Source organism: Kitasatospora sp. NPDC001159, assembly GCF_053598235.1.
The window spans coordinates 81,307-94,050 of sequence record NZ_JBSFJV010000001.1 but is presented as its reverse complement, the minus strand read 5'-3'; the positions used below and the strand labels follow the sequence as shown (position 1 = coordinate 94,050).

The 12,744-nt window shown below is 71.0% G+C and carries 11 protein-coding genes; 6 read left to right on the top strand and 5 right to left on the bottom strand.

Translation table 11 applies throughout. From position 1 onward, the window contains the following. Positions 1-225: 225 nt before the first annotated feature. On the bottom strand, positions 226-924 hold the full coding sequence (locus ACWC9T_RS00495; RefSeq protein ID WP_449818869.1) for a hypothetical protein: 699 nt from the start codon (positions 922-924) through the stop codon (positions 226-228). Positions 925-984: 60 nt separating this feature from the next. Then, positions 985-1,131 (bottom strand): hypothetical protein, encoded by a 147-nt coding sequence (locus ACWC9T_RS00490; protein WP_449818868.1) that lies wholly within the window; start codon positions 1,129-1,131, stop codon positions 985-987. A gap of 535 nt (positions 1,132-1,666) precedes the next feature. Between ACWC9T_RS00490 and ACWC9T_RS00485 the strand changes: the two genes are divergently transcribed. Both ACWC9T_RS00485 and ACWC9T_RS00480 read left to right on the top strand, forming a co-directional pair. Beyond that, on the top strand, positions 1,667-2,920 hold the full coding sequence (locus ACWC9T_RS00485) for a Mu transposase domain-containing protein (RefSeq protein WP_449818867.1): 1,254 nt from the start codon (positions 1,667-1,669) through the stop codon (positions 2,918-2,920). Between the two features lie 165 nt (positions 2,921-3,085). After that, positions 3,086-4,249 carry a PP2C family protein-serine/threonine phosphatase gene (locus tag ACWC9T_RS00480; RefSeq protein ID WP_449818866.1) on the top strand — a complete coding sequence of 388 codons (1,164 nt, stop codon included), beginning with the start codon at positions 3,086-3,088 and terminating at the stop codon, positions 4,247-4,249. Between the two features lie 76 nt (positions 4,250-4,325). On the opposite strand, the gene ACWC9T_RS00475 is transcribed toward ACWC9T_RS00480, so the two are convergent. Then, positions 4,326-5,390 carry a PP2C family protein-serine/threonine phosphatase gene (locus ACWC9T_RS00475; RefSeq protein WP_449818865.1) on the bottom strand — a complete coding sequence of 355 codons (1,065 nt, stop codon included), beginning with the start codon at positions 5,388-5,390 and terminating at the stop codon, positions 4,326-4,328. A 397-nt stretch (positions 5,391-5,787) separates the two neighbouring features. Next, entirely contained in the window at positions 5,788-7,731 is a 1,944-nt protein-coding gene (locus ACWC9T_RS00470; protein WP_449819021.1) for a PAS domain S-box protein, read from the bottom strand. A gap of 938 nt (positions 7,732-8,669) precedes the next feature. On the opposite strand from ACWC9T_RS00470, the gene ACWC9T_RS00465 reads away from it, so the two are divergent. The 4 genes from ACWC9T_RS00465 (at position 8,670) to ACWC9T_RS00450 (ending at position 11,226) form a co-directional block, all read left to right on the top strand. Then, positions 8,670-9,878, top strand: coding sequence for a PP2C family protein-serine/threonine phosphatase (locus ACWC9T_RS00465; protein WP_449818864.1), 1,209 nt, complete (start codon positions 8,670-8,672; stop codon positions 9,876-9,878). Positions 9,879-10,034: 156 nt separating this feature from the next. Continuing rightward, a complete protein-coding gene (locus tag ACWC9T_RS00460; RefSeq protein ID WP_449818863.1) occupies positions 10,035-10,526 on the top strand; it encodes a DUF5994 family protein in 492 nt (163 codons plus the stop codon). A 53-nt stretch (positions 10,527-10,579) separates the two neighbouring features. Then, on the top strand, positions 10,580-10,825 hold the full coding sequence (locus tag ACWC9T_RS00455) for a hypothetical protein (RefSeq protein ID WP_449818862.1): 246 nt from the start codon (positions 10,580-10,582) through the stop codon (positions 10,823-10,825). Positions 10,826-10,974: 149 nt separating this feature from the next. Continuing rightward, positions 10,975-11,226: a hypothetical protein gene (locus ACWC9T_RS00450; protein ID WP_449818861.1), complete on the top strand. Its 252-nt coding sequence runs from the start codon at positions 10,975-10,977 to the stop codon at positions 11,224-11,226. 213 nt (positions 11,227-11,439) lie between these two features. Here ACWC9T_RS00450 and ACWC9T_RS00445 read toward each other — a convergent pair whose 3' ends face one another. Next, positions 11,440-12,708, bottom strand: coding sequence for an ATP-binding protein (locus ACWC9T_RS00445; protein ID WP_449818860.1), 1,269 nt, complete (start codon positions 12,706-12,708; stop codon positions 11,440-11,442). Positions 12,709-12,744: the final 36 nt, after the last annotated feature.

Below are 12,744 nucleotides of genomic sequence, written 5' to 3'. Positions count from 1 at the left end.
CGCCCCTGTGACCGCGGCCGGCAGCCCAACGGCCCGGGTGGTCTTCGTGTCCGTCTGCCGCCCGGGTCGGTGGCACGGCAGGTCGAGGGCAAGCGTGGCCGGGGAGCCGTCAGGGTTTCCCGCACCCACCGGTCGGCGTCGGGGCGCGCGACGACGGCTTCTCGGCAGTTCAGCCGTTGTCGACACGGCTGAGCGGGCCGACGGGGACGGGCCTCCGGCCCGGGCTCAGCGCCTTCGCCGCCGCGACACCCGGTGGGTGGTGTGTCGTGGCGACGGGCGGGAGGGACGAGAGGTCGCTGCGATCTGCCGCACCAACTGGTGCAGACAGACGGCCGAGGTGATCGGCGGCAGGCCCGCGACGACGATGTCGAGCGGATCGAGAGATGTCCGGTACACCTCGAAGGAACACAACCCCGTCGCGATGCCGGAGAAGACGACCACCACGACCCACGCGTGCACCAGCCTGCGTGACTCCAGCGTGCTGCGCAGCGTCGAGAGGCTGCCCACCAGCCACGGCCCGTAGATGATCACTGGCCACAGGTGGTCCATTCCGTGCGGCACCCGGGACCCGGCGAGGTCGCGCAGCGGGTTGTAGCAGAGCACCCAGTCCAGCACGCAGACGGCGGTGACCGTCATGGCCGTCAGTACCCCGAACAGCCTGCGGAAGACCAGCGGCCACGATGTCACCCGCTGTTCGCGGCGGTGCCGGACGGCCGGAGCGGGCTCTCTCGTCGCCTGGTGCGGCACGGTGTCGAGCAGGCTGAGGTCGTCCAGCGACGCGTAGGCGTGGAGCGGCCCTGGCTGCCCGCTGTCCCATCCGGGCTGCCCGCTGTCCCAACTGACCCATTCCTCGGCGGTCGGGACGCCGAGGACACTGGCCCCGGTCCGGAACCAGGCGGAGGACTCGCCCATCGGGTCGTACATCGCCAACTCCCAACTTTGTGCCGTCCGCTGCCCTGCTCGCCCGCCGCCGAGTCGTGCGGGTCAGCATTCGGCCGAGGCCGAGGAGCCGGTGCGCTGGGCGTGGTTCTCCTGGAGGTGGCGGATCGTACGCAGGAAGTCGGCCAGCAACCGGGAACAGTGCGCCAGGACGACGCGCTCCCCGTTGCGCGACAGGTAGCCGCACTGCACGTCTCCCGCAGGATTTCGACGATCGGGCACAAATAGCCAGGTGCCGACGCTGCACACGGGGTCCCGGTCTGCCGGGGGCAAATTTTGCCATTGACGAATTACACTCATACCCCGATCAACGACGGGGATGGCCCATCGAATGTCCGCAATCCGAGCGACCTTTAATAGCTCATTTCGGGCATGCTACATGGAATTCCCCGGTCGGTCCACCCGGGCTGCTGGATTAGGGATCCCGCATGATGCTCGCGAAAATTCCTCACCCATCAGAGTGGTGGTCATATGTTCATAACTGGCCGCACCTGCTTAATGATCCTCCCCGAGTGGTGCGACGGGCGGCGCACGCGGAGACCACATCCTCCCCCGTAATGCCCAACGAGCCATTGGTGTAGACATCCTGCCCGCTTCGCATCTTCCGGATACTCCTGTAAGGTCTTTGGCTCGTTGGAGGGATCCGCCATCCACGTGCACCCGGCATGATTTTTTGGTCGGTTTCGGCAGGGGGACTGGAATGCTCGCCGGAAAGGAATACTTGGAGATGCGGGAGCTGCATCTCCAGGGCTGGTCGATCTCGGCGATCGCCCGGCATCTGGGGCGCGACCGCAAAACGGTGCGGTCCTATCTCGGCGGCGGCCGGGTCGCGGGCGTGCGCAGTGCGACGCCGGACGTGTTCCTGCTCTTCCTGCCCTACTGCCGGCAGCGGCTGGCCGATGACCCGCACCTCCTGGCGACCCGGCTGTTCGCGGAGGTGGTCGAGCTCGGCTACCGCGGCGCCTACTCCACCTTCACCCGGTCGCTGCGTCGGCACCTGCTGCGTCCGCCCTGTGCGCACTGCCCGCCCGGTGCGTACCCGGGCGGGCCGACGGTCGCGCCACGAGGCGGCCAGGAGATCCGGTTCGACTGGCTCCGGTTGCCCGCCCCGCCGGCGTGGTGGGGGTGTGGTACCCACGCGCACCTGCTGCTCGGCACCCTCACCACCTCCGGTCGCTGGCGCGGCGTGCTGAGCGACGGCGACGACCTTCCGCACCTGGTGGAGGCGATCGACCGGGTACTGCGCCGGTTCGGTGGCACCCCCGAACGCTGGTGGCTCGGCCGGACGCCGGTCGCGTGCAGCGTCGCGACCGGCCAGCCGAAGCCGGCCTTCGCGCAGGTGGCTCGCTACTACGGCGCGGCAGTCCGGCTTGGTCCGGCCGACCACGTCGACCCGCCGGACGAGGCCCGGGGCGCGGTGCTGCGTGACTGGTGGCACGGCGCCGCGCGTGACACCTGGTTGACCGATGCCCAGGACGAGCTCGATCGGCTCGCACTGTGCCAGGACGCCCAGGACGACCATCGGCTGCCGGCCCTGCCGGCCCTGCCGGCCCTGCCGGCCCTGCCGGTCACCCCGTTCCCCGCGCGATTGTGCGCTCACCGGGTCGTCGGCCCGGAGGGGCTGGTGCCGTACCGCGACAGCTTCTACGCGGTCCAGCCCGACCTCGTCGGCGCGTTGGTGACGGTCCACCACCGGCTGGACGAGCCGTACCTGTCGATCGCGACCCCCACGGGCGCGGTCATCGCCCGCCACCGGTTCGCGCCGCCGGGGTCGGCCCGAACCATGGCCGACGGTGCCGAAACGAACACCCTGGAACGCCCGGCGCGCCTGGAGCACCCCCGGGTTCCGGCCTGCCGCGACGGCCGGGGGCCCAAGCCGCTCTCGCCGCAGGCGTTGGCCGAGGCGCAGGCGCTGCGCGGGGTCGACGGCGGACGCGCGGGGGTGGCGGACGCCGGCCCGGAGTCCGTGGCCGCCCATTGACACCAGGTGCACCGGCGAGGACGGCACGAAGGGAGTCCGACTCGGTATCGATCACACCCCCGCCTCAACCGGAGCGGGTCACGACGTGCCACCGGACTCGGTGACGGCGGCCATCGCCCGTGCTCCGCGTTCGTCGGCGACGCGGGAGAGGTGCACAGTAAAAGGGTGGGTCTCGGACGGCGCTTCGCCGGTCTGGGGCAGCCATGGCGGTCGCGCCATGCGCTGCTGGTGATTCCGCTCGTGCTCATCGCGGTGATCACCGTGGCGGACCTTCGTTCTCCCACGGGCGTCCACCTGGGGCCGGCTCTGGTCATCGCGCCCGCGATCACCGCGTCGTTCGCCGGTCCCCGGTCGACCGCGGCAATGGGAGCGCTGGCCCTGGCAGCGCAGGTGATCATCGCGGTCTTCCACGGAGGACTGACCACGACGAACCACCTGGTGCAGATCGTCACCCTCGCCGTGCTGTCGGTCCTGGTCGTCTGTTTCTGTCTGGTACGCGAGCGGCGCGACCGCCAGCTGGCCAAGGTGCGGTCCGTGTCCGAGGCCGCGCAGCACGTCCTGTTGTGGCCGCTGCCCGAGCAGATCGGCCCGCTGCAGATCTCCTGCCTCTATCTGGCCGCCGAGGAAGAGGCCCGGATCGGGGGTGACCTGTATGCGGCCACCCGCACCGAAGACGGGGTCCGAGTGATGATCGGCGACGTCAGGGGCAAGGGCCTGCCCGCGGTCGGAGAGGCCGCGATCCTGCTCGGAGCCTTTCGCGAGGCTGCACACCAGCACACGGACCTTCCGGCGCTGGCCGCAGCCCTGGAGCACAGCATCAGCCGCTACCAGGCCGAGTTCGCGACACCGGACGGCGACGCGGGAGAGCACTTCGCCACCGTTCTGCTGCTGGAGATCCCCGACGGCGGCTCCGCCACCCAGATGATCAGCTGTGGACACCCCCCGCCTCTGCTCCTCACGCCGGACCACTCCGTCTCGCCCCTGAGCCTGCACCCCGCGCCTCCACTGGGCGTGGCCGAGATGGCGGCGGCGGACCACGCCCCCGATGTGGTGGCCTTCCAGGTCGGCGACACCCTGCTCCTCTACACCGACGGCGTCATCGAGGCCCGCGATCACGACGGCGACTTCTACCCTCTCGCGGAGCGGACCGCGCACTGGACGGACAGCTCTCCCGACGTGCTCCTGCACCACATCCGTCGCGACCTCCTCGCCCACGTCGGCGGGCGACTCGACGACGACGCCGCGCTCGTCGCCATCCACCGCCCGCCCACTCCGCACCCCGGCCACCGCCTGGGGAAAGCCATCCACGCGGGCAACTCCCGCCGTTGAGCACGCCACAGCGGTGGTGTGGGCGCACTGCACCGATACCGGCGGCGCGGCGGCGCCGTGGGAGTCCGCTTCCTGATCAGGTGGCGCGGGAAGGGTGGTGGCGCCGGGTGACCACCAGGATGGCCATGTCGTCGTCGCGTTTGCCCTCGGTCCAGTGGCCGACGTCTTCGGTGAGGGTGTCCACCACCGCATCGGGGCCACTGAACTGCCTGTGCATGCGCTCTGAGGCGAGCGGATCGTAGAAAGTCCCCCGCTTGTCCCGCGCCTCGGTGACACCGTCGGTCACCAGCAGTAGCGAGGCCCCCGGGGGCAGCCGCACGACATCGGCGGGCACGGAGCCGGCAGGAGCGAGATCGCCCAGTCCCAGGCCGAGGGGCAGCTGTGGGACGGTCGGGTCGAGCCGCGCGAGCTGTCCGTCGTACATCAGGTACGGGGGCGGATGCCCGCGGTTCACCAGGCTCAGTACCTCGCCGTCGGCGGAGACCTCGGCCAGCACGGCGGTGACGAAGCCCTCCGTAGAAGACAGCGGGTCGCTCCGGGCTGCTTCTCTGGTCACCGCCTCGTCGATCCGCTGTCCCAACGTGACCAGGCTGGGAGCGTACTCGGCCTCCTGGCGGAAGGCTCCGATCGCGATCGACACGGTGGCGACAGCCGCAATACCTTTGCCCCGCACATCGCCGATGACCATCCGCACCCCGAACGGCGTCTCCTGCACGGCGAAGAAATCACCGCCGATCCGTGCCTCGGCCTGCGCCGCCGTGTACCCCGCAGCCACTGCCAGCGGCCCGACGTTCCTCGGGGGCTCCGGGAGCACCGCCCGCTGGACCCTCTCCGCGACGTCCCTGGTCAGTGCCAGATCGTGCCCTTGCCGCACGATCAGCTGGTTGACCGCGAGAGCCAGCACGCCGATCACGCTGACCACGGCGAGATCGACGATCAGTGGTGTCGCCGGACGCCCGCGTTCGATGTCCACCAACACCGAGACCACGCACGTGACGCACACGACGGCGAGCGCGGAGCGGAAGGACAGTGTGGCACCCGCGATGAGTGGTGCGGCTGCCAGCAGCGGGAGCCCCGTGTACGGCTGGGGCGCGAAACGGTCCAGCAGGAGGCCGGCCACGAGGACCAGCGCCGCGAGCATCCACGGCACCTTCGCCAGTGTGGGTCGCAGGACTTTCACGGTGCATCTCCCGTCCCGGCCGATCAAGGCCCAGAACGCAGGCCCCGGCCAGCCTGTCACATCACGGACTTACCCGATCTTTCGGACACGCTCGTGGTCGCCCGCAGGGCTTGCGGCCCGGCTGCTCCGCTCCTCCGTCGTCGGCGGTGCCTCGCGCCCGGCAGAGGACACGGCGGCGGGCAAGCCGGGGCTACTGCGGATTACTGACACCGAGCAGAGGCATGTTCTTCCTCGGCCGGTTCCGTCCGCCGTAGTGCTTCTGCGCCGTAGCGCTTCTGCACGACGCGGGTGAAGGCGGACCGGACGACTGGATGCGGCAGGGCGAGGTCGCAGCCGCTGGTGGCGGTCGGACCGGCCGCTACCGGTCCGATGGCGTCTCCGCCGGGTCCAGGGACAGGGTGAACCAGGTCGTCTTCCCCTCCACAGCGGGGCGCACACCCCAGTTGTCGGCGAGGACGTCGACGAGCAGCAGGCCGCGGCCGGACTCGTCGTCGTTCTCGGCCAGGCGGGGCTGCGGCAGGTGCGGGCTGCGGTCGGCAATCTCGATGGCGAGTTCGGAGGCGTGCCGGTACAGGCTCAGGTGGACCGGGCCCTCGGCGTGCTGGACCGCGTTGGCCAGCAGCTCGGAGGTGAGGAGTTGGGCGTCCGCGGCCCGGTGGACCTCGCCCCAGGCCGCGATGACCTTGCCGACGAAGGCCCGGGCCTCGGGCACGGAGGCGGCGATGGCGGGCAGGTCGATCGCGGCGGTGGCCAGGGGCGCCTGGGGCAGTCGGGCCAGGAGCAGGGTGACGTCGTCGTCGTGCTCGGCGGCGTCGGGGAGCACGACGCCGAGGACGTGGTCGGCGGCGGCCTCCAGGTCGTTGGTGGCAGCCAGAGCGCCGGTCAGGATCGCGGTCAGGTCGGTGAGCCGCTGCTCGATGTCGCTCCCGGGGGTCTCGATCAGTCCGTCGGTGTAGAGGGCGAGGGTGGTACCGGGCGGCAGGACGACGGAATTCTGCTGGTGCGGTACGCCTCCGACGCCGAGTGGCGCGCTCACCGGAGCGGGCAGGCCGCGCACCCGCTCGCCGGGGGCGGTGATGAGGACGGGCAGGTGCCCAGCCGAGCAGACGGTCACCTCCCGGGTGTCCGGAGCGATGACGAGGTAGCAGCAGGTGACGAGCTGATCGGGGACGTCCAGGCCGGCGACGAAGGTATCCAGGGCATGCATCAGCCGCCGGGGTTCCAGCCCGATGGCTGCCAGGGCGTGGGCGGCGGAGCGCAGCTGACCCATCACGGCGGCCGCCTCCAGGCCGCGGCCCATGACGTCGCCGATCATGATTCCCACCCGGCCCGCGCCGAGCGGGATGAGGTCGAACCAGTCGCCGCCCACACCGGCGCCCTGGGTGGCGGGCCGATACCGGTGGGCGGTGGCAAGCCCGGGGATGGAGGGGGGAGTGCCCATGAGGCTGCGCTGGAGGGTGAGGGCGATGTGCCGCTGCTGTTCGTAGAGGGCGGTGAGTTCGGCCTCGACCCGTTTGAGGTCGCTGATGTCGCGGATGATGGCGCACGCACCGGTGACGGTGCCGTCGGCGCTGCGGGTGGGCCAGAGCGTGACGTCGACGTCCAGTAGCCGACCCGACCGGGTGACCCGTAGGGTTCCGAAGTGCTCGACCTTCTCCCCGCCGCACAGCCGGTCGAGGATCGCACCGACCTCGTCGGTCCGGTTGGCCGGTGCCAACAGACTTACGTGCCGGCCGATGGCCTCGGCGGCCGTATAGCCGTACATCCGCTGTGCGGCGGCGTTCCAGTAAGTGGTGTACCCATCGAGGGTCATGGCGAGGATGGCATCCTGGGAGGACTCGACCAGTCCGGCCAGTTCACTGATGCGCTGCTCGGCAGCCTTCCGCTCGCTGACGTCACGGACAGCTGCGGACACCAGCGGCCCGTCGACGGTTTCCAGCGGGCTGAGGCTGATCTCGACCGGGAACTCGGTGCCGTCCTTGCGCAGTCCGTGGAGTTCCAGCCCGGCGCCCATCGGGCGCAGTTGTCGGTTGGCGGCGTAGTGCTCGCGATGGCGGACGTGGTGCCCGCGGAACCGGCCGGGGACCAGCAACTCCACCGGCTTTCCCAGGAGTTCCTCGCGGCGGTAGCCGAACAGCGCCTCGGTCTGCGCGTTGACGAGCCTGATCGTCCCGGTGTCGTCCACGATGACCATGGCGTCGGGCGCCGCCTCCAGCAGCCCGCGGAAGAGTTCTTCGCCGATCGCCGACGTACCCCTGTCGGGTCTGGCCGGATCAGTCGTTGCCCTGCCCGCTTCTGCCATGTCGACCTCAACCGCCTCGATGTCGGTGGTGATTTCGGGCAATCCCAGCGCAATTCCGGCCCTCCCGGGACGGGGTTTCGCCTACTGGCGCTGCAATGTTCGAACGGTTGTGTGCGATGTCGGAAAACGACCGTCCGGACGGGGCGTCGGCAGCGGTCCGGGCGTGGCCTCCGAGCAGGCAGATCAAGGTGAGGACAACCGGTCACCGACGAGAGCGGGGCTTGGCGTAATCCGTGCTCCGCCCGGGGGCTCCGCAGCCGAAGGGTTGGCTATCCGAAGCGCCTCCTGGAGGACGCCGGAGTGCGGGACGGCCGGTTGCACGACGCGCGGCACACTGCGGCGGCGGTCCTGCTGATTCTTGCGTCCCCGAGCGGGTCGTGACGCAGATCATGGCATAGTCGTCCACCGCCATGGCCGCGCGGTGCCAACCCGTGACCGGCGGCATCCTGCGGGACGTCGCTCGCAGGGCTCCGGCGAGGACAGCGCGGAGGACTCCGAAACGGCCCGTTGAGACTGCGGACGAGACTACGGACGCGGACGGCCCGCGCCGGTTTCCCGGTGCGGGCCGTCTACCTGCGGAGGATACGAGATTCGAACTCGTGAGGGGTTGCCCCCAACACGCTTTCCAAATGTTCGTCCGATTGTCCGGGGAGGTCCACACGTGTCCTGACCTGTGGCGGAGCGTCCAGCCAGCCGGGCTCTGAACGGCAATGGACGGAGGTGAATGCAACCCGAGCTGCAACCACGGTGGGGGTTGTGCTCCGCCCGCCCGGGGCTTCGCCGGCGGGTGGCCGGTGAGCGGAATCGTGACCCGGGGGCGCAATGCACTGCCGTCGGGCGTAATGGAAGGACCTGCCCGGCGAACTGCACCGATTGGCGGGGTTGACCAAGCCGGGGCCGAGTGCCCGCGACAGGAGTAGGTCGGCGGTGAGTCAGGGATGAGCGGTGAGCGGCCGTCCGGCGCAGCGGGACCGGACCGGTCGGAGGGGCGCGGCGAACGCCTGCTGGGCGCGCTGCTCGATCAGTCCCGCGAGCTGCCGCCCCAGCTGATCGCTCCGCTGGTCGCCGACGCGGTGCGCGGGTTCGGCGGCCGTGACCCGGCGCTCCTGCTGCAGGACTACGGCCAGGTGGTGCTGACGCCGCTTCCGGGGCGGGGGTTGGCCGACGGGGAGCCGATGCCGATCGACGGCTCCCTCGCGGGTGCGGCCTTCCTGCGCGGTGTCCCCGTCGAGGAACCGCAGGCCGACGGGGTGCGGGTGTACCTGCCGTTGCTGGACGGCGGCGACGAGATGGGGGTCCTGGCCCTCACACTGGACGCCGTCGATGACGACCACGACCGGTTGCAGCTGCGGCGCCTCGCCGCCCTGGTCGCCGATCTGCTGATCACCAAGAGCGGCTACACCGACCGGATCTTCCAGGCCCGGCGCCTCGAACCGATGAGCGTGGCCGCGGAGATCCAGTGGTCGCTGCTGCCACCGCTGTCGATGACTGTTCCCCGGGTCGCCGTGGCCGGCATCCTCGAACCCGCCTACCAGGTGGCCGGCGACAGCTTCGACTACGCGCTCAACGACGACCTCCTGCACGTGGCCACGATCGACGCGATGGGCCACGGGCTGGACGCCGCCACCATGGCGACCGTCGCCATCGGCGCGTACCGGCACGCCCGGCGCGCCGACATCGGACTGGCCGAGATCTACGCCTTCATGGACCGGGCCATCGCCGAGCAGTTCGGGCCCGACCACTTCGTCACCGCGCAGATGATGCGCCTGGACACCGGAACCGGCCACCTTCAGTGGGTCAACGCCGGTCATCCTCAGCCGTTGCTGATCCGCGACCACGTCGTCGTCGAGAGGCTGGAGAGCGCCACCACCCTGCCGGTCGGGTTCGGCGGCGAGCAGCCGGTGATCAGCGAGCGGGTGCTGCGGCACGGTGACCGGGTCCTGTGCTTCACCGACGGCCTAGTCGAGGAGCGCGAGGCCGGCGGGGAGCAGTTCGGGGAGGAACAGCTCATCGACTGGGTCAACCGCATCGAGCGCTCGCAGGCCGGGGTACGGGCCGTGGTGCGCGCTCTCTCCCACGTCCTGAAGGAGAAGCGGGGCGGTCGTACGAGTGACGACGCGACCCTGTTCCTGATCGAGTGGCGCTGAGACAGCCGCACCCCCGCCGCGGCTCTCCTGAGCGGCCGGATCGGTCCGGCGCGGGCGGAGTACCGTGGGGATATCGGGGCGGCCCGAGCCGCCGCGCTCTGAGGGTCGGCCCTCGCTCAGCTGGCTCGGCCCGCGCCCGCGGATGGGTGGCGAGCCATGTCGGATGAAACCAGTGCTTCGCACCACGGGCTTCTGCCGGACCGGTTCCGGCAGACCGCGAAGCCGGGGACGGTCCTGTTGCGCCTGGAGACCACCCAGTCACGCGAAGGTGCGCTCGACGGCGCGTGGTGGCCGCATTCACGGGACATCAGCGCCGAACTTCCCGGCCTGGTCCGCGCGTTGACCGAACACCTCGGCCCCATCGCGAGCGTCGGCCTGGACACGCAAGCCTGGGACGACGTCCCGGCCCGCCTGGTCGTCGACGGCCGGGCGGTGCACATCGACCGGTACCCGGTCGGCGACGACACCGTGATCATCACGCGGGGCGACCGCGACCACTTCAGCCTGCTCGTCGTCCCCCCGCGGGCGAGCCAGGAGGCGGCCCTGGCCGCGATGGCCCGCGCGGTCGAGGCCGGCGGAAGCGACTCGGCACGGCAGATCCTCATCGCCACTGGCATCGGCTCCCAGCCACCGGCCGAAGCGTCCTGAGGGACGGCCTCGTGGGCCGGGCTCCTCGGGCAGACAGGAAAGGCGGGAGAGAGATGTCCGTCTACGTGAAACTCTCGGCCGACGCCCGGGCGCCGGCGGAGCCGTCGAAGGGGCCGCTGGACCTGCAGTACGAGGACGCCGCCGACGGGGTCACCTTCGAGTACGACCTGCATCCGAGTGGCGCGCTGCGCGTCCTGCGGGTCTTCGAGGACACGCCGCACCGGATCGAGGCGTGCTTCAGCGCCGGGGCGTGGCTCCAGGTCGTGGGCACCTACCTGCGAAGCGGCTCCGAGTACTGACGGCGATCCGTTCCGGGCGAACCGCAGGCCGTCGGCGGCGGTTTGCCCGGCTGCTCAGCGGTAGCCGGGCGGAGTCCACCGGTCGCGGTTGACCCGTCCCGCCCATACCGTCGTGTCCGGGGGTGGGATCGTCGGCACGGGAGGCCAGGATGCGGCACTACCGATGGGTTCTGGAGACGCAGGACGACGACGGCCACTGGTCCCGGCAGGACGGCAAGCACATCCAGAATCCGCTGGAGTACGACGGGCCGCCCCAGCGGGCGGCCAACCACCTGCGGGAGGTGTTCGTGCGCACGCTCTCCCGGCCTGCTCCCGGCCCCCGGGCGATCAGGATCCGCCTCTGGGAAGAGGCCGATGCCGACGGCCTGCCCCAGGCCGAGGCCGAATGGTCACGCGAGTGACACACCCGGCCCTGCGGCCGTACGGGCGGCTCCCCGTTCCGCGGACTACGCGGGTGTCGGCCAGGAGGCGGCCCGGCTGCGGGCGACATCCGCCCGCCTGCCGGCCTCACCGGCGCCGTCGGAGGGAGCGACGGCCGACGGCAGGAAGCCGGAACGCGACTCCGGCCCCTGCGCGCCGCCGCCCGTCCACGGCGGAGGAACGAGGGCGGCCGCTCAGACACGCCCGTAGCGGACCGCCTGGTCGGCGAACTCCCGGGCCATCTCCTCGGAAACGGTCGGACGGGTGCGGTGGATGGCGTCCAGGTAGTCCTGGGTGCTGGGCTGCGTCCGCTCCCCCGTGTCGAGCGTGCGCTCGAACGCGCTCTGGGCAACCGCCATGGCGACCTGCCTGATGTCGGCGGGAGTGAAGCCCTCGCTGGCTTCGGCGAGGACCGCGGTGTCGGCGGCGGTACCGGTTTTCGCCGTGTAGCCGGCCCACAGCACGTCGCGGGCCGCGGAGTCGGGTGGCCCGACCGGCAGGACGTAGTCGAACCGGCCGTGACGCAGGAACGCCGGGTCCAGGGTGGTCACCGAGTTGGTGGCGCAGACGAGGAGCCGGCCGTCGCGGTCACGGAACCGCACGATCGACTTGAGGAGTTCGTTGACCACGCCGACCGACGCGGGGGCGGCGAGGCTGCGCGTACCGGCGACCTCCTCGACCTCGTCGATGAAGAGCAGCACGTGGTCGAGCTGCGCCACCTCCTCGAAGCGGCGGCCGAGTCCGGTGGCCAGCCCGTCCTCGGACGCGAGCCGGGAGGGGAAGAGCTCGACGAACGGCCAGCCGAGCCGACCGGCCACGGCCCTGGCGAACGTGCTCTTGCCCGTGCCCGGCGGACCGAACAGCACGACCGCGCGGGGTGGCTCCACTCCGTGGGCGTCCGCCAGCTCGGGATTCGCCAGGGGCAGCACCAGGCGCCGTTCGATGAGCCGCTTCTCGTCGGCCATGCCCGTGAGTTGCTCCCAGAGGCGGGCTTCGGGCATGACCGCGCCCAGCATGGCCAGGACCGTCGAGCCCTGGGCGCTGACGGCCTCCGACTTCTCGAAGTACGTGAGCCCCCGGCGGGGGCGGAATCCGGAGTTGACCAGTGCGGTGGCGCCGGTCTCCTCATCGGGCAGTATCGCTGCGACGATCCTGGCGCCGTCGTCCCGCAGACGATGCTCCAGCGCGGACAGCAAGGCGGAACCCATGCCCAGGTTCCGCCAGGCGGGGTGCAGGGCGATGCGCAACACCCATGCCCGGTCCCCGTCCACCCGGCCCACCGCCGCGCCCACGAGATGTCCGTCGGCCACCACGACGACGCTCGGATTCCGTGCCTGCAACGCGGCGACCACGTCGGAGAGGCGGAAGACGGCGGCGCGGTCCGTGGTGGCGCTCTCGGCGTCGAGCCGGACCACCGCTTCGAGGTCGTCCAGTGTGAAGTCCCGAACATGCCATACAGCCATACGCCGCTCTCGAACGTCGCGCGCCCCCGGACTTCC

Coding starts and splice junctions, on each gene's coding strand:
- ACWC9T_RS00495 (WP_449818869.1), bottom strand. CDS start 924: ATGTACGACCCGATGGGCGAGTCCTCCGCCTGGTTCCGGACCGGGGCC.
- ACWC9T_RS00485 (WP_449818867.1), top strand. CDS start 1,667: ATGCGGGAGCTGCATCTCCAGGGCTGGTCGATCTCGGCGATCGCCCGG.
- ACWC9T_RS00475 (WP_449818865.1), bottom strand. CDS start 5,390: ATGCTCGCGGCGCTGGTCCTCGTGGCCGGCCTCCTGCTGGACCGTTTC.
- ACWC9T_RS00470 (WP_449819021.1), bottom strand. CDS start 7,731: ATGGCAGAAGCGGGCAGGGCAACGACTGATCCGGCCAGACCCGACAGG.
- ACWC9T_RS00465 (WP_449818864.1), top strand. CDS start 8,670: ATGAGCGGTGAGCGGCCGTCCGGCGCAGCGGGACCGGACCGGTCGGAG.
- ACWC9T_RS00460 (WP_449818863.1), top strand. CDS start 10,035: ATGTCGGATGAAACCAGTGCTTCGCACCACGGGCTTCTGCCGGACCGG.
- ACWC9T_RS00455 (WP_449818862.1), top strand. CDS start 10,580: ATGTCCGTCTACGTGAAACTCTCGGCCGACGCCCGGGCGCCGGCGGAG.
- ACWC9T_RS00450 (WP_449818861.1), top strand. CDS start 10,975: ATGCGGCACTACCGATGGGTTCTGGAGACGCAGGACGACGACGGCCAC.
- ACWC9T_RS00445 (WP_449818860.1), bottom strand. CDS start 12,708: ATGGCTGTATGGCATGTTCGGGACTTCACACTGGACGACCTCGAAGCG.